The following is a 23926-nucleotide window of genomic DNA, read 5'->3' as shown; positions in this document are numbered from 1 at the left end:
TTCCGAACGCTTAGCGGGTTTTGAGCGCGCGGTCAGCCATTGCCTGCGCTCCGCCCGAGGCGGCGACGAAACCGGCAATCGCAGTATCGCCGCCCTGCCCCGCCTCACTCGACACGATCAGCGACAATGCACGCGGATCGCCGCCGAGCAACCGCGCCTTCAGGCCCGCAAGTTTGGCGCGACGCGGATCGCCGGTAACCTGGCCGTCGACGACATACCAGGTCGCGGCGTCGCGCAGCACCGGGCCGGGGTGGAGTAGCCGTTCAGTCTTGGCGCCCTCGATCGCGGGCAGCGCCGCGCTCCACGCCCAGCGGCTGTCGGGATCGACCGCGCCCTGCCCGAAGCTCACGACCTCGCGCCCTTCAGCCTGCCGTTCATAGCCGCCGATCGCCACGGCAACCCGGCGTCCGTTGGCGTCGATGAAGTGGCGCAGCAACCGCTGGTCGGCGCCATCGAAACGCGGCGTCCATGCCGCACCGCCGGAGCGCGCCTCGCTCCAGCCGGGAGGCGTTTCGACCGCCATCGTAGCAGGCAAGGGCGCCGTGCGGCCTCCGACAAGCGCCGCCCATGCCATGAAGGACAGCGGCAGCGCAAGCGCGGCGGGAAGAACCGCCTTTGCCGAACCGGTGAAGCGCACTGTGCCACCCAGTCCAGCCACATCGACCGCGACGTCATTGGCGGGACGATCGAACCAGCGCCGCGCGACGAGCATCACGATCAGCACCACCAGCCCGAAGAAAATCCAGCCATAGAAAATATGGTCGATCCCGCCCGCTGCCTCGATCCCCCAGATCTCGGCGGCGACCATCGTGCCATAGGCGCGCAGCGCATTGGCGAAGATCGTCGTCGCGAGCGCCGCCACGACAAAGACGATACGCCGCGTCCAGCTTTTGAAACAGAGGTGCGCGGCAAACACCGCATAGGCGAGCATGGCGATCAGGAAATTGACCCCCGAACAGGCCTCGGCCACCTCGAAGAAGCCCGCGCGGGTGGTGATGAACACCCCCTCCATCTCGGCCTGCAAGCCCGACAGGTGGAGCAGAAAGACGCTGATATGCGCGGTGAGCGTCTGGAGCAGCGGCACCAGTTCCTCGCCGAAGGGCACGAGCAGAAACGCATAGGCGAGCGGAAAAAGCAGCGCGCGCACGAGCTTTTCGCCCAGCGTCGCCGCGACGGCGCCCTGCAGCATCAAGACCAGCCCGAGCTGCCGGAACAGCGCCACCCCGGCGGCCTCGCCAACCTGCCACACCAATCCTGCGCCCGCGATCCAGACCAGCGCCGGCCACCAATATACGGGCGTCAGCGGTCGGATCAGCGGCGCGCGCAGCGACACCAGCCAACCGATCATCGGCAGCATCAGCAGGCAGTGGGTGAAGGTCGAGCTGTGCCACCAGATGCCCGCCATATCGGCGGCGTCGCGGTGAAAGATCGCAAGCATCGCGCCTGCGAGCATCGCGAGCGCAGTGAGGTGGCGTTGCCATATCGTCATGCGCCGAGGCCCAGCAGTTCGCCGAGCGGCGCCATCCGGGCATCCCAGCCATAGCGCGCGATCATGCGCTCGCGCGCCGCGACGCCCATTTCCGACGCCCCCACCGGATCGTCGAAGATCGCGCAGACGGCTTCGGCGATGCCGCACGCATCGTCTGCGACGCGCAGATGCTTCCCCGGCGTTGCGTCAATGCCCAGAGCTGCGGCAGCGCTTGCAACCACGGGGCGCGCCATCGCCATCGCTTCGAGCAGTTTGTTCTGCACCCCGCGCGCGAGCAACAGCGGCGCGACGACGGCATCAGCGGCGGTGAGCCACGGCCGGACGTCGGGCACTTCGCCAGTCACGATCACGCCCGGCAATTTTTCGAGCGCGCGCACCTCATTGGTCGGCGCGCGACCGACGATAGCGAAGCACGCTTGCGGGTGGCGCGAGCGGATCAGCGGCAGGATGTCAGCGACGAACCAGCGCACCGCGTCGATGTTGGGGCGATAGTCCATCTGGCCGGTGAAGACCGCGAGCGGCCCTTCCCCCACGTCCACCGATCGTAGCGGTGCGGCCGGGTCGAAGCGGTCCGTGTCGATGCCATTTTCGACCGCGCGAACCTTGTCGGTGCCAAGACCACTGCGCTCGCGGAACAACGCGGCCTCGGCCTCGCTGACGAACAGGCTGGCGTCGGTACGGCACGCGACAGCGACTTCATACGCGCCCAGCTTTTGCGCTTCGCGCGCGTGGACCCAATTCAGCGGTTGGCGTCTGTCCTGCTCGGCATAAGTCGCGAATTTCGCCGAATCGACGTCGACGAAATCCATGATCACCGGACCGTCGAACCGGTCGGGCAGATATTGCGCCATCTGCCCGGAGAAGGCGACGATATGGGTGATCCGACCTTCGCTCAGCAGTTTGCTGACGTGCCGCGCGAGTGCAGAATTTTTGAACAGATGGTTTGATACCGGTTCGCTGCGGAGCACCGCCTGCGCGAGCGCGACCGGGCGCGACATTTTGCGGACCTCGATCGCCGAACTTGCACATAGCGGCGCCATTTTCGCGCGCGCGGCGTCGGCGTCGGCATTATTGTCGGCCAAGGCCGCCACGTGGACCGGCGCGAGCTTCGCCAGCGCTTCGAACATGTGCCAGCTGCGGATGCGGTCACCGCGGTCGGGGGGCCACGGCGCGCGGTGGACGAGGAACAGGATTTCGGCCATCAACCGAGCCCGCGCGCGATCAGCGGGCCGATCCGGTTCGCCGCCCAAAGGGGAAGCCGCTTCCACAGGTCGACCTGCAACCGGTATTTGGCGCTGGTCGGATTGGTGTCGCGCGGCTTTTCACCCGGCGCGAGCCAGCGCGCGTAGACGAGCGGCTCTGGTTCGAAACCCCAGTTTTTCTTGTAGGCAAAGGGTCCGGTTCCCACCTTCGACCGGCCGAAATCGAAGCGGGTGCACCCCTTCTCGCGAGCGTGGCGCATAAGGGCGAAATACATCAACTCATTGGCACGCAGCCTCCGGGCGTCGGCGGTGCCGCCGCCCCAATAGGGCATAACGGTGCCGCGCCAGGTGAGGCTAAGGACGCTTGCGACCGGCCGCCCGGCTTCGCGCACGGTCAATATGTCGGCGGCGTCGCCGAACGCGTCGAGTACTGCGTCGAACAACGCTTTGGGGAAGACCGGCGTGCCGAGATTGCGCACACTGGTCGCATAGATGCGATAATGGTCGCGGCGCTCCCGTTGGCTGCTGCCGGTGGTGACGGTGAGGCCGCTGGCGAGCGCCTTGCGGACCTCCGCGCGCTGCTTGCGCGGGATGGCGAGCAGTTCAGCGTCATCGTCGGCGGCAAGATCGCGCGCGAAGCCGGCGTAGACGCCCTCTTCGCGGTGCCAGTCGCCGCCGTCCGGGAGCGGGCCGCCGCGCAGTTCGACCGAAGGGACGCTGAGCGACCGGGCGATGTCGGCCGCGCCAGCGGCAAGCGTCGCCGCAACCGCATCATTGTCGGCAAGGATGCCGCCGTCGACCGCGAAGCCGCTGGCGACGAGCGCCTGCCCGAACAAGGGCGAGCGGATATGGTGGAGCGGCAAGATGCCGGTCAATGTTCCGTCGGCGTCGCGCGCGGTCACCAGATGGCATTGATGGCCCGTTGCCTTGGTGATCGCCTCGCACCATGCGCGACTATGGAATGGCGTCGCGTGCGGGTGCGCCGTGACATAGGCATCCCACGCAGCCGCATCGGCCAGCGGTACCGCAGCCATCGCAGGCGCGTTCACGCCGCTGCGTGCCACGGCTGCGCGCGCGCCTGCTGCGCGGTGAGCAGCGCATCGGCGCGCGTCCATTCGAAATCGGCGAGCAGCCGCTTCAGCTTGCCCGCCATCGCCGAGAGACCCGTGTAGTGGCGGATTTTCGATTTCAGCGGTGCATCGGCGACGCGCGGCTGGCCGGGGTCGATTTCCCACGGATGGAAATAGAGGATCGCGGGGTGCCCCTCTTCATTCATCCGCGCGATTGCCCAGCGGGTGAAGCCATAGGGGAGGATGCGCATGAAGCCGCCGCCGCCCGCCGCCAATGTCCGGCCCGCGACCCGCGCGGTCGTTGCCGGCCATTCAAGCAATTCGCTGTCGGCCAGCGGGCGCCAGGCATGGCGCGGGCTTTGCGGCCAGCCATAATGATCATGGACGATGGGCGCGACGCTGCTGGAATAGTCATAGCCCTGTTCAGCGAGCACAGCATGTGCCCAAGGGGTGCGCTGATCGACCGAGAAGCTGGGCGCGCGATAGCCGCGAACGGCGACGCCGCCGAGATCCTCGAGGATCGCCCGCGTCTTTTTGAGGTCGGCGGCAAAGCTGTCGGCGGTCATATTGAACACGCGCTGATGGTCGTAACCATGGCTCGCAAGTTCATGCCCCGCCGCGACGATGCGTTTGATCAGCGCCGGATAGCGTTCGGCAACCCAGCCCAGCGTGAAGAAAGTACCGCTGACGCCGGCGTCGGCGAAAATCTGAAGCACCGCGTCGCAATTGGCCTCGACCCGACATTCGAGGCGCGGCCAGTCGTCGCGATCGATCGTCCGTTCAAAGGCGCCGACCTGGAACCAGTCCTCGACATCGACCGACAGGCCGTTTTGCATCATATCTCACCTTCATCGATCCGCTGGCGGCCGATGCTTAGCCCGTCAGGCCGCCCAAGTCTGTGACGATGCCGGATTGGGGGCATTGTCGGGATCGCGTTCGACCCATTCGATCAGCAAATCGATCACGCGGCGTAGCGCGGCATCCTGTTCGGTCAGCCGCGCCTCGAGATCGGTTATCTGCTTTTGCAGCGCCGCCACATGTGCTTCGTCGACCGCCGCGGGTGCCGGCCCCAGTTCCAGTACGTCGTCGTCGGCAGGGTCAGGTTCGGCAAGCGGCGCCGGCGGGACGGCCTTTGGCCATTCGAGCGACGCTTCGGCGGTCGGCGCGGCGGCGGCCGCGGCATAGGCGATCAATTGTTCGATCGGCGGCGGCGGCGGTGCGAGCGCGGTCTGGTCGATGCCGCGATCGGCCTCGATCTCCGCGACGACCGAACGAACCTGCTGGCCGGTGATACGATTCATTTCCTCGACCGCACCATAGAGCAAAAGGCGGCTGACCAGCACGTTCAGCTTGCGCGGGACACCCGCGCAATAGTCGAAAATTTCCTCGAACGCGTCGGGGCTGAAGCTGGGGTTTCCAGTCCAGCCGACTTTGCCAAGGCGATGGAGGATATAGGGCTCAACCTCTTCGGGCTCCATCGGATCAAGGTGATGCGTCGCGATCACACGCTGACGCAGCTGTTCCAAGGCCGGCGAGTGGAAGAGGGTCTGGCGGAACTCGGGCTGGCCGAGCAGGAAAATCTGGAGCAGCGAATGGCCGCCGAGCTGGAAGTTCGAGAGCATCCGCAATTCTTCGAGCGCCGAGATGGCCAGATTCTGTCCTTCGTCGACGATCAGCAACGTGCGTTTTCCGGCGCGCGCCTGTTCGCGCAGATATTGCTCCATCGAACGCAGCAATTCGGCCTTGCTCTGCCCTTCCCATTCGAGGCCGAACTGTTCGGCGACAAGGCGGAGAAGATCGTCGCCCTCGACCTGCGTCGACACCAGCTTGACCGCGGTCAGGCGGCTGGGGTCGATGGTGTTCATCAAATGGCCGACGAGCGTTGTCTTGCCCGCGCCGACATCGCCGGTGATGACAATAAAGCCTTCGCCCTGCGCGAGACCATAGCCAAGATAGGACATTGCCTTGCGGTGTGTTCCGCTCTCAAAATAGAAATGCGGATCGGGCGTCAGCTGGAACGGGCGTCCGGTGAAGCCATAAAACTGATCGTACATCGTAAAATTCCTGTTCCGGGATCAGAAGTTGTAACGCAGCCCCACCAAAGCTGATCCAATAAGTTCGCTGTTGAAGCCGTCCTGATCGAAAGCATCGAGGCTGGCCCCCGCGCTCCCCGTCAGGCCGCGCCAGAAGCGCCGCGAATAGGTCGCCGACAGACCCGCCGACTGGACATTGCTGACCCCCGGCGAACCATTGTCAAAATAGTTAAGATAGCCCGACAGGCTGAGGTCCGATTCGGCGTCGAGCCTGCGTCCGGCCGAGAGGAAGAGATAATAGCTCTGGTCCGTGATGCCGTTGAGATTGGCGATCGGCGACAGGCGCGGCGTGAGCAGGCGGCGGCGGTCGTAACCGAGGCCGACGCCATAGCTCCAGCCGCCGAAGCGCGACGACAGCACTGCCTGGACGCCCTGATTGCGAAATTGCGCCGAGGTCGCATGGCCGATCCGGTTGTTAAGGCAGCTGCCGCCCTCCCCACCGAAGACGCACGGATCGACTTCGCCGCCGACCGGATTGCGGGTCGGGTCGAATTGGGTCGGGAGGGCGGAAAGCCCGCTCGACAGCCCGCGGCCGAAGCTCGACAATCCGTTGTAGACGTCGACCTGCACCATCGTCGCATGGTCGGCGCGATAGGAAAAACTGCCAGTGTAAATGGTGTCGCCATAGCGGTGGCCGATGCTGGCGGTCAGCGACGTGCGGCGGCTCGGCTGCCACAATACCCCGGCGTCCCAGATCAGTCCGTCGGTGTCGAATGACAATTTGCGCGGCGACGATTTGTCGGTGACATAGCGGCCGTTGGCATCGAGCACCGGCACGCCATTGGTGTCGAGCAGCGGGTCGCGCTGGCCGATTTCGATATTTTCATAGCCGACGCCGCCGAGCAGCGCGACGGTCCGGCTGATCGGCACCGTCACGTCGGCGCGCGCAAATTTGCCCTCATAACGCTGGTCGAGCTGGCTGGCATCCTCGCGGTCATAGCCGCCCGAAAGCTTCCAGCCGAACGGCAGATCGCCCGGCCGGGCGCCGATGCTGGCCCAGGCGCTGTGATTGGTCGAACTGTCGAAGACATCCTGCGCCACCGCACCCGGCGGCAACAGCGCGGGGGTTTCGACATCAACCTTGCTGTAGCCGAAGCGATAGCCGGCCCCGACGTCGAGCCCGCCAATTTTCCGCGCCAGCGTCGGCCCCGCATAGACCGAGTAAAGATTGGCGACATTGCTCGACCGGCCGGTGACGATGCCATTGTCGGTGCCCTGACCGTCGGCGCGGGTGCGGGTCGCGAGCGCCCCCGCTTCGAGGCTCAGGCCGCGCAACAATTGCAGATTTCCACGCGCAAGCCCGCTGATCACATCCCGATCACCCAACCCCGCCGAAAGGCCGAACTGATGTTCGTAGCGCAGCGTCGCAGACAGTTCGACGCGGCGCGTGACGACCGCAGCATCGACCCCGACCGCGACGGTCGTATAAGTCAGCACGTCGCCGCCATTTTTGAGGTCGGCCGTCAGGATCTGATCAACCGAGAGATAGGGGTTGACGTCGACCTGACGCTGGGCGCGCGGACGCTTGCTCTCGCCCCCTGCGTCGGCTGCAGCGCGCGGCGCATCCTGCCCGCCCGGTCCGGCATCGCCCGAAAATTGCGCGTGGGCGCCCGTCGCCGTCCCCGCGAGCAACAGCACCGCCAGCGTTCCGAATGAGCGTATCGAAGATTGCCTGTAGCTCACGCGCCGCCACCCTGTCCATAATAGGTGCCGAAGCGGCGGCCGCCCGGCGAGAATTTGACCCCGTTGAGGAGCAGCTGGATATGCGGGCAACCGCCCATCAGGCCGATCGCATCGCGCAGCCCGCTTTCGAGTGTCTGGTCCGCGCGCACAACCATGATCAACTGGCCGACGTGCCCCGCGAGCACCGCAGCGGGAGACGCCGCGAGCACGGGCGGCGAATCGAGGATGATGATGCGGCCCGGCACGCCCCGCTCAAGCTCGGCGAGCAGCGCCTCGGTCCGCGCCGAAGCGAGCAATTCGGTGTCGTCCATATGCTGCATGCCCGCCGGCATGACCTTCAGCCCCGGAACGTCGGTCTGGATCAGGCAGTCGCCGAGCGGCAAATGTGGATCGGCGAGCGCGTCCATCAGCCCGGGTCCATCATCCAGCCCCAGCGTTTCGAGCACACTGGGTTTGGCGATGTCGGCGTCGATCAGCAGCACGTCATGATCGGCCTCGGCCGCAAGGCTGAGCGCGAGATTGACGGCGGAGAAGGTCTTGCCCTCGCCCGGATTGGCCGAGGCGATCAGCACACGGTGGCCACGCGGCAGTGCGGGGCGTCCTGCGGTGCCTGCGAAATTGCGGATCAGTTCGCGCTTCACGATCCGGTATTCTTCGGAAATTCCGGTGACGGGCGCGCCGGGCACAACCATGCCACGCGCGGCGAGCCGGGCACGGTCGATCGTCCCCTGCCGCGTCGGCACGACGGCGGGCGCGGCCCGGGCAATGTCCTTGCGCGGCGACGGTTTCGCGGGCTCGACCGCAGGAGCAGCTTCGACGACGGGCGGTGCGGGTTCGGTCTGTGGCGGCGCTGCGACGACAGGCTCCTCGGCCGAAATCGGCTTGCGCGCCTTTTTCACCGGCTCGGGCGGCAGTTTCGACACGTCAATCGTCGGCGCGTTCGCGACGGGGTCGATGCCAAACATGTCGGCGGCGCGTTCGAGCAGCGACGGCGGGCGCTTGACGGGGCGTTGATCGGTCATTTTCTTCTTCCCCGTCACGCAACCAGGCCGCGTTGAATGAATTCGGCGACCAGCAGCAGCGCATAGAGACCGATGAGCGCACCGGTTCCGCCGGCAAGCCAGACGAACTTCCTGCGCCGGTCGATATGGCGTTCGGGCGTGACGACTTCGGTGATCGATCCGATCACCGGCAGTCCACTGGCGCGTTCGAGCTTCGCCGCGGTCGCATAGCTGGTGCGCACCTGCGACAGGCCAAAGGCCGCGCCGATGCCCCCGCCGATGCCGGCGAGCAGCACCAGGGTCAGGAACAGCGGGCTGTTGGGCGATGCGGGGCTGGTCGGTTTCGACGGCGGGTCGAGCAACTCGACCTTGATCGCGTCCGTTTCGGTCTGCACTTCGCCGCGCAGGCGCACCTGTTCGCGCTGAGCGAGCAATTTGTCATATTGCGCCTTGAACGCGGTATACTCGCCGTTGATCCGGTCATATTCAGCGGCGATGCCGGGGTTCTGGATCTGGTGCGAAGTGATTTTGGCGATCTCCGCCAACAGCTGCGCCTTGCGTGTCGACAGTGCGCTGACTGTCGCCTGGCGTTCGGCGCGCATCGCCGAGAGCGAGGCATAGGCAGGATTTTGCGCATTGCCGCCGCCACTGGCACCGGGGCCTTCGCGGTCAGCCATGGCTTTGAGCGACGCGATCTGGCTTTTCAACGCGATAACATCGGGATGTGCGTCGGTGAGGCCCCGCGAGCGCATCGACGAAAGCTCATTTTGCGCGCCGGCGAGCTGTTGGCGGGCGACGCCGCCACCCACGCTGCCCATGCCGGGAACGTTGATCGTTGCGGGGGTCGAGGCAAGTTGACCATTGGCGGCGGCAAGCTGCGCCTGCGCCGCGATCATCTGCGAATCAATCTGACTGAGTTCGGCCCGCGCGGCTTCGACGCGCTGCGCCGGCGAGCCGGAACCGCCGGGGATCAGGCCGATATTCTGCGCCTCGAACGCCGCACGGCGGGCTTCGACCTCGCGCAGCGCCTTTTCGCGGTCGGCGATCTGGGCATCGAGAAATTTAAGTCCCTCGCGGGCGTTCATCCGGCCACCGCGCAACTGATCGTCGCGAAACACCGTGATCAGGCTGTCGAGTATACCGCTCGCGAGCTTCGCATTATCGGCGTCCGAGAGGCTGGTGACCCCGACACTGGAAGTGAGTTCGAAGATATTTTCCTGTTGCGGAATGACCTTGATACTTCCCCGCAGCATGCCGACCGCGCCGGCCTTTTCCCGCTCGTTCGCGCCTGCGGGCAGCAACCCGGTGGTCACCGCAACCTTTTCGAGGTTGCGCGCGCTGGTCAGCGTTTCGCGGATCTGGTCGATCTGCTGGCGCCCCGACGATCCCGCCTGGACTTCTTCGGGCAGGATTTCATTGACGTCGACGAGCAGACGGGCGCGCGAATCATAGCGGTTGGGGATCGATGCGACCGCCAGCCAACCGAGGATACAAATCGCCCATGCGACCGCCAGCACCAGCCACCGGCGCGTCCAGACGCTGTGCAGCGCCACCCGGAATTCGTCGTAAAGGCCGTTCATACTCTGGTCTCTGTCTCGCTGGGCGGATCGGAAGCCTGTCGCTGCTTTCCGCGTCAGAACATGCTTTCGGGGATGATGATGACATCGCCCGGCTGAAGCCGGACGTTCGCCTTGATGTCGCCGCGCTTGATCAGGTCGTTGAGGCGCAGGCCGAATTCCTGTTGTTTGCCGCTGCCCTTGTCATAGCGAACAAGCCGCGCCTTGTTGCCCGCGGCATATTCGCCGAGACCGCCGACCGCGATCATCGCGTCGAGCACGGTCATATTGGCGCGGAACGGGATCGACGCGGGCTTTTCGGTGGCGCCGACGACGCGCACCTGCTGCGAAAAGGTGCTGTTGAAGCTGGTCACAATCACGCTGACGATCGGGTCGGTGATATATTGGCTGAGCTGCAGCTTGATATCCTGCTGCAGCATCGTCGGCGTCTTGCCGGTCGCCGGCATGTCGGTGATCAGCGGGGTGGTGATGCGCCCGTCGGGTCGCACCTGCACCTTGCCGCCGAGTTCGGGGTTACGCCACACGAAGATCTGGAGCTCGTCGAGCGGGCCGATGATATATTCCTCGCCCGGCCCTTCCTGGTTCTGGACGAAAGTTGCGCTGGGAAGTTGCGGCGCGGCACCATTGGCCCCCATGCAACCGGTCAGCGCGGTCGCGGCAATGCCGCATGCCAGCGCAGCGCGAGCGGCGCGAAGCGGGGGGAAGGAAGCCATAAACCATCAACCTTTCGAGCGTTCAGCGGATGACGCAGCCCAAATGTCTGCGCGACAACCATTAAATCAGGTTCAGCCATTGCTCGAAAAGGGTGAACATAATGTTAGTATTGAAACAAATCCGACCGCGCCCCGACAATATCGTCCCAAAATGGGACGGACTTGCCATTTCAAACGAGCATTTCGCGCGCCGGCCCCTGCCCGAGAAAGGCGGCAGGGCTTGCCGATGCTCCATAGGCCCCCGCCTGAAAAATCGCAACCAGGTCGCCAATTCCAGCGGCGGGGAGTGCGACCTGATCACCCAGCCGGTCGAGCGGTGTGCACAGGCAGCCTACGACCGTCACGGTCTCGGCCGGTTCGACGCCAAAACGGTTCGCGAGTGCGATCGGATAGTTACGGCGGATCACGGTACCGAAATTTCCGCTCGCCGCGAGTTGGTGATGGAGCCCCCCGTCGGTGACGAGGAAGGTCTCGCCATGGCTGGCCTTGCGGTCGACGACACGGGTCAGATAGACCCCCGCCTCGGCGACGAGCCAGCGTCCAAGTTCCATCGCAAAGCGGCTTCCGGAGAGCGCCCCGTCGCGCCCATCCAGCGTTTCGGCGAGCGCTGCGCCGACCGCGGCAGCATCGACCGCCTTGTCGCCAGGAAAATAAGGAACCCCCATCCCACCGCCGAGATTGACGAGCGGCGGGGTGACGCCAACGTCATTCGCCAGCCGCGCCGCGAGCGCCACGGTCTGCGCCTGGGTGTCGGCGATCGCCGCCGCATCGAGCGCCTGCGATCCCGCGAAAATATGAAAACCTTGCCAATCGGCGCCCGACGCGATTAGCCGCCGCGCCAGCGCCGGAACCTCGGAGGCATCGACCCCGAAAGGCTTGGCGCCGCCGCCCATCTTCATCCCCGACCCCTTGAGGTCGAAGTCGGGATTGACCCGCACCGCGAGCCTTGGTGCGATGCCGAGCCGCGCGGCGATCGACAAGGCGCGATCAGCCTCGCCCGCCGATTCGAGATTGAGCGTCGCCCCCGCCGCGATCGCCGCCTCAAGCTCGCGGTCGCGCTTTCCGGGTCCGGCGAAGCTGATGTCCGCGGCGGCCATGCCGCTATCAAGCGCGGCCTTAAGCTCGCCGCCCGAGGCGACGTCGAACCCGTCGACCAGCCGCGCCATAAAGGCGAGCAAGGGCGCATAGGGGTTCGCCTTCATCGCATAATGAAGCTGCACCGCGGCCGGCATCGCGGCGCGCCATTCGGCGACCCGTGCACGAAGCATCGCGCTGTCATAGACGAACAAGGGCGTGTCGCCCGCGGCATCGACCAGCGCCTCGGCGCGATCGCCACCGATCAGCAGCATGGCATCGTCATCGGCGGCAAAGCCGGGCGGGATCGGACCATGGGGTTTCATCGAGCCGCCTTCTGCGCCCATTCGGCGGCGATCGCCACCCGGTCGAGCTTGCCATTGGGATTGCGCGGCAGACTGGCCCGCCATTCGATCGTCTGCGGCTGCATGAAATTGGGGAGATCCTTGCGCAGCCAAGCCGTCAGCTCCTCGCCGCGCTCCTCACCCTTGCCGCGCACGATCAGGATGATCGCCGCGCCGAGCCGCGCATCGGGCACACCGAAAGCCACGGCTTCATAAATCAGCCCCGACGCGATGGCCGCTTCCTCGACCTCGGTCGGGCTGACACGGTTCCCGGCGGTCTTGATCATCGCGTCGTCGCGACCGACAAAATAGAGCAGGTGATTGGCGTCGCGGCGCACCGTGTCGCCCGACCAAACCGCCATCCCGCCATAAAGCGAGGCGCACGGGGCCAGTTTGAACCGCTCAGCGGTGCGTTCGGCATCATTCCAATATCCGAGCGCGACGAGTGGTCCGCAGTGGACGAGCTCACCTGCCTCCTCGTCCGCGGTGATTGTCCCGTCGGCGCGGCACACCAAAATCTCGGCATGCGGGATCGCGCGGCCCATCGAGGTCGGATGGTCGGCGACATATTTCGGCTCGAGCCAGGTCGAGCGAAACGCCTCGGTCAGCCCGTACATCGGATAGATATCAGCATGGGGGAAAGTCGCGCGCATCGCGTCGATCAACAAGGGGGTGAGCGCCCCGCCGCTATTAGTCAGGCGTTTGAGCAGACTGGAGGCTTCGACGGGCCACTCACTCTCGACGAGTTGCACCCACAAAGGCGGCACCCCCGCGAGTGTCGTGATCCGGTGCCGCGCGACCGCCTTCACAACATCGCGCGGGGTCAGATAATCGAGCGGTGCGACCGCCGCCCCGGCGTACCATGTCGATAGCAACTGGTTCTGGCCGTAATCGAAGGAGAGCGGCAGCAACCCCAGTACCCGGTCGTCGGGAGCCAATTTCAGATAGGATGCGACACTTTCAGCCCCCAGCCACAGGTTGGCGTGGCTCAGCATCACACCCTTGGGCCGCCCGGTCGATCCGCTGGTATAGAGGATCGCGGCGAGATCGTCGGGCGCCGCGTTCGATGGCATCAGGCCTTCGCGATCCGAATCGATCGCCGCTTCGCCAGTCTTCACATCATGCAGGGTGCAAGCGGCCGGCCGCGCATCGCCCAGCATGTCGGCGCGCGCGGCGTTGGTGATCAGCAGCTTCGCGCCGCTGTCGGCGAGGATGTGTGCGACCTGCAGCCCCTTGAGCAGCGGATTGACCGGAACATGGATCAGCCCGGCGCGCGCCGCGGCGAGCGGCATCAGGCAGGCGAGGCGCGTCTTCGCAGTCCAGCTGGCGACGCGCTCGCCCGGCGCACCCGCCTGTTCAAGCAGCCACGCCGCGAGCCGCCCGACCCCGACATCGAGATCCGCAAAGCTCGTTACCCTGTCGCCGATCAGCAGCGCAGGCGCGTCAGCACCGCCGCAGCGGGCAAGGTGGTCGATCGGACGCGAAGGAGGGTTTTCGGCTTTGGTCATCGGCTGTTAGGACTGCGGTGATAGAGGGCCGCACGATGCAAGGAAACGGTGAAGATCAGGCTAATGATGATCGGCTGCCCGCGATAGCGCGCGCGGCAGGCTTTGCCTCACCCTTCGATCGCGCCGCGTGGTTCAACCTGCTGGAGGCCTATGGTTTCGCGGGCCAGGGGCGTCTTGATGCGCGTGGAAGCGCCGCGAATGTGACTGCATGGCTGCCGCTGCGGGCCGAAAAGCCCGATGTCTATTCGGGCCTGACCAATTGGTACAGCTTTGCGATCCGGCCGCTTTTTTCGGGTGACGGCGATCAAAGCGCCGCGCTGCACGATTTGTTCGCACAGCTGCGCAAACGGGCGGCCCGGCTGACGCTCTATCCCGTCGCCGATCCCGACGATCTGGTCGCCGCGTTGCGCCAGGCGGGCTGGTGGGTGACGGCGACCCCCGCCGGCGACCGCCACTGGCTCGACCTGGACGGCATGGATCATGACGCCTGGTGGGCGAGCCGTCCCGGCGCGCTGCGCAGCACCGTGCAACGCAAGGCGAAGAAGGGCGTGGTCGATATCGCACTTTCCTCAACCTTCGACGCTGACGTTTGGGCCGCCTATGAAAGCATTTACACAGAGAGTTGGAAACCCGAGGAGGGTAATCCCGCGCTGCTTCGTGCCTTTGCCGAGGCAGAAGCTGCTCGCGGCACCCTCCGCATGGGGCTCGCCGGCATTGAAGGCAAGCCCGTCGCGGCGCAGTTCTGGACGGTCGAGGACGGCACCGCCTTCATCCACAAGCTCGCACATGTCGAGGATAGTTTGAAGGCCTCACCCGGCACGCTCTTGTCGGCTGCGCTCTTTCATCACGTTATCCAATTCGATCGTGTAAAACGCGTCGATTTCGGCACCGGAAACGATGGCTACAAGCGCGACTGGATGAACCGGCACGACCCGCTGTGGCGTATCGAGGCTTTCAATCCGGCGCGCGTCGCGGCATGGGGACCGGCATTGAAGGCCTTTGCGCGTTCCATGCTGAGGAAAGATACGTGACCGATACCGCCCCCAAAGCATCCGGCGTCGATGCCACCCTGCGCGCACTGCTCGCCGACATTCTCGGCCTTGGCGAAGAACGCGCCGCCGCGCTGACCGCCGACAGCGGCCTGTTCGGCGAACTGCCCGAATTTGATTCGATGGCGGTTGCGACGGTGCTGACCGAGATGGAAGACCGGCTGGGCATTATCATCGACGATGACGAGATCGATGGCGAAATTTTCGAAACCTATGGGAACTTGCTGGCCTTCTCGCAGCGCAAGGTTGCCGGCTGAACATTGTCCGGGGGCGCATGAACGAACATCATCTGCGCATCGCTCCCGCCGGACCGGGCGTCCCGCGCGCCACCATATTGATCGTCCCGCCGCTGTTCGAGGAAGCGAATCGCACCCGCCGTACGCTGGTTCTCGCGATGCGCGCGCTCGCCGCGCGGGGTTTCGCGAGCATACTGCCCGACCTGCCGGGGCAGAACGAAAGTCTCGTGCCACTTGAAGAAGTAGACCTTGCACTCTGGCAAACAGCCCTCGCTGATACTGCGAACACTTTCGACGACCCCGTCATCATCGCATCGGTGCGCGGCGGCGCGTTGATCGATCATAGCGCCGAGGCCGCGGCCTGGTGGCGGCTCGCGCCCGTTGGCGGCGCTTCATTGCTGCGAACATTGATGCGCACGCGCGTCGCCGCCGACCGCGAAGCGGGCTTCGCCTCGTCGCTCGAAAGCCTTCAGGAAACGGCGAAGACCGAACCGATGCTGCTCGCCGGCAACTGCCTCTCGCCGGCGATGGTCGCACAGCTGGGTACCGCAGGGGTTCAGCCAGCTGCGCCGTTGCGCGCCGTCAGCCTCGGCAGCAGCGACGATGCGATTGCGGGAACACCGCTGTGGCTGCGCGCCGAACCCGGCGAGGATGCAGCAATGGCCGAGGCGATCGCCGCCGACATCGCAGCCTGGAGCAAGACATGCGGCATCAGCTGAGCTTTGCCTGCAGCGACGCAACGCTCGCCGCGAGCCTCGACGATGCGCCGGGGACGACCGGCCTGCTGATCGTGTCAGGTGGCAACGAGATTCGCAGCGGCGCGCATCGCGGCATGGCGGTGCTGGCGCAGCGCGTCGCGGCGGCGGGGTATCCGGTCTTTCGTTTCGACCGGCGCGGGATTGGCGACAGCGAGGGCGACAATTCCGGTTTTGAAGGCAGCCGCGACGATATTGCCGCCGCGATCGACGCATTTCGGGCGACCGCGCCAGGCGTCACGCGGGTGGTCGCGTTCGGCAACTGCGATGCCGCGAGCGCTTTGTTGTTGCATCAACCGCTGGCCGCCGACGCCCTGATCCTCGCCAATCCGTGGACGTTTGAGAGCGATGAGGCCGAATCCGATGAGCCCGCGCTGCCCCCGGCCGCGGCGATCCGCGCACGTTATCTGTCGCGGCTGAAGGACCCGAAGAGCCTGTTGCGGCTGTTGAAGGGCGAGGTTGATTTTCGCAAGCTCGTCCGCGGGCTGTCGGCGCTCGGCAAGTCGGCGGCGCCGTCCGCCCCCGACGGCCTGCCTGCGCGGCTCGATGCAGCCATGGCGGAGCTCGCCAATTCCGCGACGATCCTGCTCGCGACCGGCGACCGGACGGCGATGGCGTTTATCGAGAATTGCGATCCGGGGCATATCGCAGTCGAACGCCTCGCCAGCCCTTCGCATAGCTTTGCCGGTGATGATGCTGACTGGTTGGTCGAGCGGATTTTGGCGACGCTCAAGTAGATAGCCGTCGCTCCCGCCTTCACGGGGGCTAAGGCTATCTGCTATCTAGGCATCCACCAACGCGTGATATTCGGCCTCGGCCAAAAAGCGCTCGGCGTCGAGCGCGGCCATACAGCCCATGCCAGCCGCAGTCACCGCCTGACGATAGACTTTGTCGGTGACATCGCCCGCCGCGAACACGCCGGGAATCGACGTCAGCGAGGTGCCCGGCGTGACTTCAAGGTAGCCGTCGGCGTCGAGCGGCAATTTGCCCTTGAACAGCTCGGTCGAGGGGCTGTGGCCGATCGCGACGAAGCCGCCGTCGGTCGGCTCGTGGCTCGCTTCGCCGGTTTCGGTGTCGATCAGGTCGACGCCGACCAGCCCCGAAACGCCCTCGCCCGCGACGAAACGATCCACCTTCTTGTTCCACAGAACCTTGATCTTGGGATTGGCGTGCAGGCGGTCTTGCAGGATTTTTTCGGCGCGCAGATGATCGCGGCGATGGATCAGCGTGACGTCATCGCTGTGGTTGGTGAGGTAAAGCGCTTCCTCGACTGCAGTGTTACCGCCGCCGATCACCACAACCTTCTTGCCGCGATAGAAGAAGCCGTCGCACGTCGCACAGGCCGAGACACCCTTGCCGCCGAGTTCCTGTTCGCCGGGAACACCCAGCCATTTCGCCTGCGCACCCGTCGCGATCACCAGCGTCTCGGCGATATAGAGGTCGCCGCCATCACCGGTGATGCGGAAAGGACGCTGTGACAGGTCGACATCGACGATCGTGTCCCAGATCATGCTGGTGCCGACATGCGTCGCCTGCGCCGTCATCTGTTCCATCAGCCAGGGACCCTGCACCACCTCGGCAAAACCGGGGTAGTTTTCGACGTCGGTGGTGATCGTCAGCTGACCGCCGGGCTGCAATCCCTGAACGACGATCGGCTTCATCCCCGCGCGTGCGGCATAAATGGCAGCCGACAGGCCCGCGGGGCCCGAACCGAGGATCAGCATCTTGGTGTGGTGGGTGGTGGCCATGATCGTCCTTATACTTGACTGGATGCGCCTAAATGGGTGTTGCCAAGCGCGCTAGCAAGGCTCACCTTCCGCGCCAAGGGGAGAGGCGAGCAAATGCCGGGTTGGTGGGAACGTCATGGGGTGCCGCGACTGATCAAGTGCGCCTGTTCGCAAGGGCAGATCATGAAGGCGCGCAGCAAGGTGGTGCCGCACGCAGCAGGCGATGTCCTTGAGCTTGGCTGCGGCGGCGGAATCAATATGGAATTTTACGCGCCGGAGCGGATCGCAAGTTTCACCGGCCTCGACCCCTCCCCCGAATTGCTTGAAATGAGCCGTTCGGCGGCCGCAGCGCATGGCATGACGGCCGACATTCAGGGCGGGTTCGGCGAGGCAATGCCCTTCGACGACGCGCGTTTCGACACGGTCGTCACGACCTTCACGCTTTGCTCCGTCACGAGCCAGGTCGCCGTGCTGTCCGAGATCCGCCGGGTGCTGAAGCCCGGCGGGACCGCGCTGTTCCTTGAGCATGGCGCGGCGCCCGACGCCGGCGTCGCCAAGTGGCAACGGCGGATCGAACCGCTGTGGAAACGCATTGGGGGCAATTGCCACCTGACCCGGCCGATCGGCGATGCCTATGAAAAGGCGGGCTTTGCAGTCGACCGGCAGGCCGCCGCCTACATGCCCAAAACGCCGCGCCCCTTCGGCTGGATTGAATATGGAGCAGCACGCCGGGCCCCTTGACGAGAGGAAAGCGAGATGACGCGATTCTGGCTTACCGCAATTCTGGCGCTGTTTCTGCTCGCGCCAACGACCGCCGAGGCGCGCAAGGTCGCGCTGGTAATCGGCAACAGCGACTATGCGAACACCAGCCGCCTCGCCAACCCTGCCAACGACGTCAAGATCATCGCAGCGGCGGCGCGGACTGCCGGGTTCGACGATGTGACGATCGCGGCCGACCTGTCGGTCAATGATTTCCAGAAAGCGATGCGCGATTTTCGCGCCAAGGCCGATGGCGCCGAGGTCGCGATGGTCTATTATGCCGGTCACGGGATCGAGGCGCAGGGCAAGAACTGGCTGATCCCCACCGACGCACAGCTGAAATCGGATCTCGACCTCCCCTATGAGGCGATCAATCTCGACCGGATGATGGAGGCGGTATCGGGCGCGCAAATCCGTATGCTTGTGCTCGATTCGTGCCGCAACAATCCATTTGGCCGGTCGTGGCGATCGGGGACGCGCGCGGTCGTGAACGGGCTCGCGGGGGTCGAGGCCGACGACGTGCTGATCATCTTTGCCGCCGCGCCGGGGCAGACAGCGGCCGACGGGACTGGCGGCAATTCGCCCTTCGCAACTTCGCTCGCCAAACGCCTGCCGCAGCCTGACCTGCCGGTGCAGCTGCTGGGCGGCGCAATCCGCGATGATGTGCTGAAGGCGACGGGCGGCAGTCAGCGCCCGTTCGTGAGCGCGAGCATCACCGGCACGCCGGTCTATCTCGTCCCGCGCGCGGCGGCCGCGCCAGCGACACCAACTGGAGATCGAACCGCTCTGGAGGAATTGCTGTGGAAGGGCGCAGTGGCGGAAAACAGCGTGCGCGCCTTCAGCGCCTATCTGACCGAATTTCCTTCGGGCAGATTCTCGACGCAAGCGGGCGCAAACCTGAGCCGTTTGCTGAAAAACCCGGCCGCACCGGCAGCGCCGACGGTGGCCATGGCGACGGTTGCGGCGGCATTACCCTCCCCCGTTTCTCCGCGCGCGCGCAAATTCATCCTCTCGAACATTCGTGTCGAGTGCGTCAAACTGACCGGACGGCTCGGCCTTGGCTTGCCCGACCAGCTGTTCCTGCGCTTCAACACCGGGCAGCGCTTTCCCGAGGGCAAGAGCGATATTTTTTCGATCAGGAAGGGCGAAAGCTGGGTGGTCGATGAAGATTTCACCTTCGACCAGCCGGTGAGTTTCCAGCTTCGCGAATTCGACGATATCGGCGGCAGCGACAATATCGGCACGATCGACCTTGGCGAGACGGCAGGTACATTCAGCAAGACGCTGGGCGGCGATGCGAGCGATTACAAGGTCACGTACACGCTGACCCTGGCGTAGACCTCAATCCTTCTCGCCAACCTCGACCAGCCCGTGGCCGACGCTGACGCGCTCGTCGAAGACGAAACAGCTGCCGTTCCAGCGGCTGTCGCTCTCGGGCACCTGCTCCAGATAGGCAAGGATGCCGCCTTTCAGATGCGCGACGTCTTCGACGCCCTCAGCGCGGAGGAAAGCGGTCGATTTTTCGCAGCGGATGCCGCCGGTGCAGAACATCGCGATACGCTTGCCCGCGAAGCGATCGGCATTGGCCCGCCACCAGTCGGGAAACTCCCCAAAGCTTCGCGTCTCGGGATTTTCGGCGCCTGAGAAGCTGCCATAATCGACTTCATAGGCGTTGCGCGTGTCGATGACGACGGTGTCCGGATCGTCGACCAACGCGTTCCAGTCGGCGGGTGCAACATAGCGGCCGACGTCGCGTGCAGGGTCGATGCCGTCGACCTTGAGCGTAACGATTTCCTTTTTTAGCCGCACCTTGAGCCGCTGAAACGGCGGCGCGGCCGCGGCCGAATATTTGACATCGAGCCCGGCGCAGCCGGGCAGCCCGCGGATATGGTCGATCGCCGCCGCGATGCCGGCGGGGCTGCCCGCGATCGTCCCGTTGATGCCCTCACGCGCGAGAAGCAGCGTGCCTTTGATGTCCTGTGCAGCGCAGAGATCGAGCAACGGCTGGCGCAGCGCGGCGGGATCATCGAAGGGCGAAAATTGGTAGAGGGCGGCAACGGTGAAGGTCATGATGGCCGCTCCCTTACCCGTTTGCATCAGGCGAAGTCGAGATGCCCATCGTTGATGCATGGCCCCCCGGCGTCTCGACTTCGCTGGACACGAACGGAATTGGAAGGGCCATTTCACCCGAACGGATCGCCCCGGCCCGTCGCATAATGCGCCATCGCCATCGTTGTCCATTGCGCGTTGACGCGGATGCAACTGGGAAAAACGCTGGCGTCGGTGACGAGGACATTGGTCGTGCCATGGACGCGGCACTCAGGGTCGACGACGCCATATTGCGGATTTTCGTTGATCGCGTTGCCGCCGTGCGGGTGGCTGCTCGACAGGGTGACATCATCCTGTTCGCGGATTGCGCCGGCGAAAAAGGCGTCGACGTCCATATCACGCGTGACCGTCTGTCCCCGCGCCAGCGCCGGATAGCATTCGATCGCCCCCGCCGCGAAATGCACCTTGGTTAGCGTTGCCATCGCGCGGCGCAGCACAGGCAGATCGTCGCTGGCGTCGAGCCGGAATTCGAGCTTGCCGTCCTTCACCTGCCCGCGCCGGTCGGCGGGAAAGAGGATACCCGCCGAATGGACGCGGCCAAAATTCTTCATCCGGTTGGCATGGTCGTCGAACCAGCCGGGCATCAGCGACGCCATCGACATCGGCGGCTGAAAATGGCTTTCAAGGAGGAAATCGCCACAGTCGACATAGCTCGACATCTGGTCCTCGTCCCACGCATTGCCGCCGACGCCGTCAGGCATCAGCGCGACAACGGGCGAGGCGACATTGAGCGATACCTGATAGCCCGTCCCCGAAATGTCGCTGCGGTCGAGCAGCTTTGACGAAGCGATCGTGCCGGCAGCGACGATCACGCCGACGCGGGCACGCACGAGCGCTTTCGATCCATCAGGCAGGATCAGCTTCACCGCCTCGGCCTCGCGCCGGCCGTCGATCGTCGTCTGCCAGACGATCCGGTCGGCCTTGGTTTCGGGAAGGATACGCGCGCCATGGTCGCGGCACGCCGCAGGCAGATAGGTTTGCGCGATACCCATACGGCGGCCATAGGCGCAGCCCGAATTGCAATAGCCGCAATAGGAACAGGCGGCCGGTGTGTCCGCCGGACCAAAATTCTTGGCGAACCAGTCGGCGACCGCGCGCTTTTCCTGCGGATCGGCCGAAGCCGCGGCATAGTTCGCCCAGCCGTTGATCAGATGCGGCCCATTGTGCCGCCCGCTCCGCGGTTCAATCTTTGCAATGCCCAGCCTTGCCTGCACCGCGTCATAGCTGGCGTGAAAGGCCGCGGCGTCGACCGGCGCGCCGATGCTCGCCCATTTGGCGAGGACGTCGAGCGCGTCGGGGTGCGTCCGCCCCGCCTCGTTGACGCGCAGGCAGATGCCATTGTTGATCGTCGACGACCCGCCGACGCAGCGCCCCTGAAACACCACGAAATCGCGGTTGGTCGAGGTTTGCAGCGCGCCATGCTTGTAAAGATTGGCGATCATGTCGAGTTCGTGATGGGTAATGTCATGCGAGGGATAGAAGGGGCCCGCCTCGACGATCAGCACCTTATATCCCTGCGCCGCAACATTATAGGCCGCGACCCCGCCGCCCGAGCCCGAACCGATGACGATCACATCATATTCGTCGTCGAGGCTGGCGGCGCTCAGAATATGCGCGGGGTCGATCTCACGCCCCGTCACCGGCTCGATCTGCACCTCTCCCGCACCCCGTTGGCGGAATTTGGGCAGGGTGAAGCCAATTTGCGCATGCACCGGATTCGCGGCGTTGGCGTCCTGATCACCCGCATTCCAATGACCATAATAGCAGGCGTAAACGATCCCGCGCAGCCGCGCCATATCCTGAAACAGGTCGATCTGGCTGTTTTGAAACCGGTCAGTGAGCTTTTCGGCGCGGCCCGCGACGTCATCTTCGGTGAAGAAAGGTCCGCCCAGCACCAATTCGGTCGCGGTCAGCGACAGGCGAATCTCGTCGAGCTTTGTGCCGCCGACCTTGGCGAACAGATCGCAAATATTGGCGACGACCTGATCGGTCGAAATCGACATGTCAGCATTGTGAAACAATGCCTCTGTCAACGCCTTCAGAAATTTGAGTTGTCCGAAATTAAACGGTGCCGCCATCGCCCTGCCCCCTGTCTTCCCCGCATCGCAAATGCCGGGTTATAGCAGGTGAAGGCAAGGGCGTATTGTACCGGAACGGCGGTTATGCCGCTCCGGCCATTGCCTCGACGGGCAGGAACGGCCGCACTGCCGCCATCGCCTGCGCAATATATTGTTCCTTCTCCCCGACGGGGGCAACATAGTGCAGCGCCTCTTCCGCATCGCGCGGGCTTGCCAGCCGCGCGATGATCCACGCCGCCAGATATTGTGACGCGAGGCAGCCTCCCGCGGTCGCGATATTGCCGTGCGCGACGAAGGGTGCGTCGAGCACGTCGACTCCCGCTTCGATCACCCACGGCTTGGTCGTGAGATCAGTACAGGCAGGCAGACTGCCGATCAGCCCGAGTTTCGCGAGTAGCAGCGCACCCGAACATTGCGCACCGATCAGCTGACGCGCGGGGTCGAGGCAGATCTGACCCAGAAGCGCTGTGTCAGCCGCATATTCGCGCGTCTTGATCCCGCTGCCGATGATCACCGCGTCGGCTTCGGCGGCGAACTCCAGCGACTTTTGCCGTTCGATCGTGACGCCGTTCATCGACGTCACATGCGACGTCGGCGAAGTGATATATGCCGCCCACCCTTGCGCGCGCAGCCGGTTGAGGATCGCGGCGGCAACGAACGAATCGAGCTCGTTGAAACCGTCGAACGTCAAAACCGCGATCTGCATGGGGTGTCTCCATTGAATGAATGAGACCCGCGCTACAGCAATGGCAATGAATAGGAAATGACGGTTTTTGGGGTGGGAAGCGGGCATTGCCCACGGCGTTGCCACCGCGAAGGCGGAGACCTTGCACTACCCCGATAGCGGCCCCGGCCTTCGCGGGCGCGACGAACCGGGAGCACCCTCTAAGCCGGCTTCCAGCTCTTGCGCTCTTCGGCCTGTTTCAGCACGTCGAATGCTGCTTGTCCGGCCGCAAAGCGTTTCGCGGCCTCGGCATCACCCGGCTTCACATCGGGGTGGGTTTCCTTGGCAAGCGCGCGCCAGGCTTTTTTGATCGTTTCGAAATCGGCGTCGGATTCGAGATCGAGCACCTCCAGCGCCAGCATTTCGTCGCTGCTGCGGGTGCCGTCGCCGGGGCCGCCCCAAGCATAGTGCTGCGCCTTGGCATAGCTGCGCGCGCCACGCTCTTCCTCGGCGGCGCGAGCGGCGGCGTCTTCGGCGGAGAGCCCTTCGAAATAGTCCCAGCCACGATTATACTCGGCGGCGTGGGTTTCGCAGAAATACCAGCGTTCAGGGCTGTTCGGCGACTTGGGCGCGGGGCAGTTGCCGGGGTTGCTGCAACCGTGGCGGTCGCACAAGCGAACCTGCTGCGCCTCTTGGCCCGAACCATAGGGGCGCCAGCGGGGAAAACCCCAATCATCGGATCGTCTGGCGCGTTTCATCCCCGCCATGTAGCGACTGGAACCCACGATTGCTAGC

22 protein-coding genes are annotated in these 23926 nt (G+C 64.9%); 6 read left to right on the top strand and 16 right to left on the bottom strand.

Going from position 1 to position 23926, the window contains the following annotated elements:
* Positions 1-10: 10 nt before the first annotated feature.
* The 11 genes from xrtA to AC1RRJ_RS01560 all read right to left on the bottom strand — a co-directional run bounded on the left by xrtA (position 11) and on the right by AC1RRJ_RS01560 (position 13754).
* Positions 11-1489: an exosortase A gene (xrtA, locus tag AC1RRJ_RS01610; RefSeq protein WP_493119958.1), complete on the bottom strand. Its 1479-nt coding sequence runs from the start codon at positions 1487-1489 to the stop codon at positions 11-13.
* The gene (locus tag AC1RRJ_RS01605; RefSeq protein ID WP_493119957.1) at positions 1486-2691 is read right to left on the bottom strand and encodes a TIGR03087 family PEP-CTERM/XrtA system glycosyltransferase; all 1206 of its coding nucleotides are present in this window, start codon (positions 2689-2691) and stop codon (positions 1486-1488) included. The genes xrtA and AC1RRJ_RS01605 overlap by 4 nt, the downstream gene beginning before the upstream one ends.
* Entirely contained in the window at positions 2691-3725 is a 1035-nt protein-coding gene (locus tag AC1RRJ_RS01600; protein WP_493120681.1) for a FemAB family XrtA/PEP-CTERM system-associated protein, read from the bottom strand. The genes AC1RRJ_RS01605 and AC1RRJ_RS01600 overlap by 1 nt, the downstream gene beginning before the upstream one ends.
* Positions 3726-3736: 11 nt before the next feature.
* A complete protein-coding gene (locus AC1RRJ_RS01595) occupies positions 3737-4600 on the bottom strand; it encodes an XrtA system polysaccharide deacetylase (RefSeq protein ID WP_493119955.1) in 864 nt (287 codons plus the stop codon).
* A gap of 42 nt (positions 4601-4642) precedes the next feature.
* The gene (locus AC1RRJ_RS01590) at positions 4643-5815 is read right to left on the bottom strand and encodes an XrtA/PEP-CTERM system-associated ATPase (RefSeq protein ID WP_493119954.1); all 1173 of its coding nucleotides are present in this window, start codon (positions 5813-5815) and stop codon (positions 4643-4645) included.
* A gap of 21 nt (positions 5816-5836) precedes the next feature.
* A complete protein-coding gene (locus tag AC1RRJ_RS01585) occupies positions 5837-7537 on the bottom strand; it encodes a hypothetical protein (protein ID WP_493119953.1) in 1701 nt (566 codons plus the stop codon).
* Positions 7534-8559, bottom strand: coding sequence for an AAA family ATPase (locus AC1RRJ_RS01580; RefSeq protein ID WP_493119952.1), 1026 nt, complete (start codon positions 8557-8559; stop codon positions 7534-7536). Before AC1RRJ_RS01580 ends, AC1RRJ_RS01585 begins: the two co-directional genes overlap by 4 nt.
* A 14-nt stretch (positions 8560-8573) precedes the next feature.
* Positions 8574-10118, bottom strand: a complete 1545-nt coding sequence (locus AC1RRJ_RS01575; RefSeq protein ID WP_493119951.1) for an XrtA system polysaccharide chain length determinant — start codon at positions 10116-10118, stop codon at positions 8574-8576.
* Between the two features lie 53 nt (positions 10119-10171).
* Positions 10172-10828 carry an XrtA/PEP-CTERM system exopolysaccharide export protein gene (locus AC1RRJ_RS01570; RefSeq protein ID WP_088473214.1) on the bottom strand — a complete coding sequence of 219 codons (657 nt, stop codon included), beginning with the start codon at positions 10826-10828 and terminating at the stop codon, positions 10172-10174.
* 170 nt (positions 10829-10998) lie between these two features.
* Positions 10999-12228, bottom strand: a complete 1230-nt coding sequence (locus AC1RRJ_RS01565; RefSeq protein ID WP_493119950.1) for a pyridoxal-dependent decarboxylase, exosortase A system-associated — start codon at positions 12226-12228, stop codon at positions 10999-11001.
* The gene (locus AC1RRJ_RS01560) at positions 12225-13754 is read right to left on the bottom strand and encodes an acyl-CoA ligase (AMP-forming), exosortase A system-associated (RefSeq protein ID WP_493119949.1); all 1530 of its coding nucleotides are present in this window, start codon (positions 13752-13754) and stop codon (positions 12225-12227) included. The genes AC1RRJ_RS01565 and AC1RRJ_RS01560 overlap by 4 nt, the downstream gene beginning before the upstream one ends.
* A gap of 35 nt (positions 13755-13789) precedes the next feature.
* Here AC1RRJ_RS01560 and AC1RRJ_RS01555 point away from each other — a divergent pair, with 35 nt between their 5' ends.
* The 4 genes from AC1RRJ_RS01555 to AC1RRJ_RS01540 are packed head-to-tail and all read left to right on the top strand — an operon-like array spanning position 13790 to position 16531.
* Positions 13790-14785 carry a GNAT family N-acetyltransferase gene (locus AC1RRJ_RS01555; protein WP_493119948.1) on the top strand — a complete coding sequence of 332 codons (996 nt, stop codon included), beginning with the start codon at positions 13790-13792 and terminating at the stop codon, positions 14783-14785.
* A complete protein-coding gene (locus AC1RRJ_RS01550; RefSeq protein WP_237245981.1) occupies positions 14782-15060 on the top strand; it encodes a phosphopantetheine-binding protein in 279 nt (92 codons plus the stop codon). Before AC1RRJ_RS01555 ends, AC1RRJ_RS01550 begins: the two co-directional genes overlap by 4 nt.
* A 17-nt stretch (positions 15061-15077) precedes the next feature.
* Positions 15078-15758: an alpha/beta hydrolase family protein gene (locus AC1RRJ_RS01545; protein ID WP_493119947.1), complete on the top strand. Its 681-nt coding sequence runs from the start codon at positions 15078-15080 to the stop codon at positions 15756-15758.
* Positions 15743-16531 carry a hydrolase 1, exosortase A system-associated gene (locus AC1RRJ_RS01540; RefSeq protein WP_493119946.1) on the top strand — a complete coding sequence of 263 codons (789 nt, stop codon included), beginning with the start codon at positions 15743-15745 and terminating at the stop codon, positions 16529-16531. Before AC1RRJ_RS01545 ends, AC1RRJ_RS01540 begins: the two co-directional genes overlap by 16 nt.
* 45 nt (positions 16532-16576) lie before the next feature.
* Here the strand turns inward: AC1RRJ_RS01540 and trxB are convergent, their stop codons facing one another.
* Entirely contained in the window at positions 16577-17542 is a 966-nt protein-coding gene (trxB, locus tag AC1RRJ_RS01535; RefSeq protein WP_493119945.1) for a thioredoxin-disulfide reductase, read from the bottom strand.
* A 93-nt stretch (positions 17543-17635) separates the two neighbouring features.
* On the opposite strand from trxB, the gene AC1RRJ_RS01530 reads away from it, so the two are divergent.
* Positions 17636-18262: a class I SAM-dependent methyltransferase gene (locus AC1RRJ_RS01530; RefSeq protein ID WP_493119944.1), complete on the top strand. Its 627-nt coding sequence runs from the start codon at positions 17636-17638 to the stop codon at positions 18260-18262.
* A 15-nt stretch (positions 18263-18277) separates the two neighbouring features.
* Positions 18278-19618 carry a caspase family protein gene (locus AC1RRJ_RS01525; RefSeq protein ID WP_493119943.1) on the top strand — a complete coding sequence of 447 codons (1341 nt, stop codon included), beginning with the start codon at positions 18278-18280 and terminating at the stop codon, positions 19616-19618.
* A gap of 3 nt (positions 19619-19621) precedes the next feature.
* Here AC1RRJ_RS01525 and trhO read toward each other — a convergent pair whose 3' ends face one another.
* The 4 genes from trhO to AC1RRJ_RS01505 form a co-directional block, all read right to left on the bottom strand.
* Complete coding sequence (gene trhO, locus AC1RRJ_RS01520) at positions 19622-20350, bottom strand: oxygen-dependent tRNA uridine(34) hydroxylase TrhO (RefSeq protein ID WP_493119942.1); 729 nt, start codon at positions 20348-20350, stop codon at positions 19622-19624.
* Positions 20351-20463: 113 nt separating this feature from the next.
* Positions 20464-22467 carry a GMC family oxidoreductase N-terminal domain-containing protein gene (locus AC1RRJ_RS01515; RefSeq protein WP_493119941.1) on the bottom strand — a complete coding sequence of 668 codons (2004 nt, stop codon included), beginning with the start codon at positions 22465-22467 and terminating at the stop codon, positions 20464-20466.
* A gap of 82 nt (positions 22468-22549) precedes the next feature.
* Positions 22550-23173, bottom strand: coding sequence for a DJ-1/PfpI family protein (locus AC1RRJ_RS01510; protein WP_493119940.1), 624 nt, complete (start codon positions 23171-23173; stop codon positions 22550-22552).
* A gap of 179 nt (positions 23174-23352) precedes the next feature.
* Positions 23353-23889: a J domain-containing protein gene (locus AC1RRJ_RS01505; protein ID WP_493119939.1), complete on the bottom strand. Its 537-nt coding sequence runs from the start codon at positions 23887-23889 to the stop codon at positions 23353-23355.
* Positions 23890-23926: the final 37 nt, after the last annotated feature.

It is taken from the genome of Sphingopyxis sp. GW821-FHT12C06 (genome assembly GCF_058807415.1).
The sequence above is the reverse complement of the archived record's forward strand: the minus strand, read 5'-3'. Positions and strand labels throughout refer to the sequence as shown.

Coding starts and splice junctions, on each gene's coding strand:
- AC1RRJ_RS01510 (WP_493119940.1), bottom strand. CDS start 23,173: ATGCAGATCGCGGTTTTGACGTTCGACGGTTTCAACGAGCTCGATTCG.
- AC1RRJ_RS01605 (WP_493119957.1), bottom strand. CDS start 2,691: ATGGCCGAAATCCTGTTCCTCGTCCACCGCGCGCCGTGGCCCCCCGAC.
- AC1RRJ_RS01600 (WP_493120681.1), bottom strand. CDS start 3,725: ATGGCTGCGGTACCGCTGGCCGATGCGGCTGCGTGGGATGCCTATGTC.
- AC1RRJ_RS01575 (WP_493119951.1), bottom strand. CDS start 10,118: ATGAACGGCCTTTACGACGAATTCCGGGTGGCGCTGCACAGCGTCTGG.
- trhO (WP_493119942.1), bottom strand. CDS start 20,350: ATGACCTTCACCGTTGCCGCCCTCTACCAATTTTCGCCCTTCGATGAT.
- AC1RRJ_RS01560 (WP_493119949.1), bottom strand. CDS start 13,754: ATGACCAAAGCCGAAAACCCTCCTTCGCGTCCGATCGACCACCTTGCC.
- AC1RRJ_RS01565 (WP_493119950.1), bottom strand. CDS start 12,228: ATGAAACCCCATGGTCCGATCCCGCCCGGCTTTGCCGCCGATGACGAT.
- AC1RRJ_RS01525 (WP_493119943.1), top strand. CDS start 18,278: ATGACGCGATTCTGGCTTACCGCAATTCTGGCGCTGTTTCTGCTCGCG.
- AC1RRJ_RS01530 (WP_493119944.1), top strand. CDS start 17,636: ATGCCGGGTTGGTGGGAACGTCATGGGGTGCCGCGACTGATCAAGTGC.
- xrtA (WP_493119958.1), bottom strand. CDS start 1,489: ATGACGATATGGCAACGCCACCTCACTGCGCTCGCGATGCTCGCAGGC.
- AC1RRJ_RS01555 (WP_493119948.1), top strand. CDS start 13,790: ATGCAAGGAAACGGTGAAGATCAGGCTAATGATGATCGGCTGCCCGCG.
- AC1RRJ_RS01580 (WP_493119952.1), bottom strand. CDS start 8,559: ATGACCGATCAACGCCCCGTCAAGCGCCCGCCGTCGCTGCTCGAACGC.
- AC1RRJ_RS01515 (WP_493119941.1), bottom strand. CDS start 22,467: ATGGCGGCACCGTTTAATTTCGGACAACTCAAATTTCTGAAGGCGTTG.
- AC1RRJ_RS01570 (WP_088473214.1), bottom strand. CDS start 10,828: ATGGCTTCCTTCCCCCCGCTTCGCGCCGCTCGCGCTGCGCTGGCATGC.
- trxB (WP_493119945.1), bottom strand. CDS start 17,542: ATGGCCACCACCCACCACACCAAGATGCTGATCCTCGGTTCGGGCCCC.
- AC1RRJ_RS01545 (WP_493119947.1), top strand. CDS start 15,078: ATGAACGAACATCATCTGCGCATCGCTCCCGCCGGACCGGGCGTCCCG.
- AC1RRJ_RS01590 (WP_493119954.1), bottom strand. CDS start 5,815: ATGTACGATCAGTTTTATGGCTTCACCGGACGCCCGTTCCAGCTGACG.
- AC1RRJ_RS01595 (WP_493119955.1), bottom strand. CDS start 4,600: ATGATGCAAAACGGCCTGTCGGTCGATGTCGAGGACTGGTTCCAGGTC.
- AC1RRJ_RS01540 (WP_493119946.1), top strand. CDS start 15,743: ATGCGGCATCAGCTGAGCTTTGCCTGCAGCGACGCAACGCTCGCCGCG.
- AC1RRJ_RS01505 (WP_493119939.1), bottom strand. CDS start 23,889: ATGAAACGCGCCAGACGATCCGATGATTGGGGTTTTCCCCGCTGGCGC.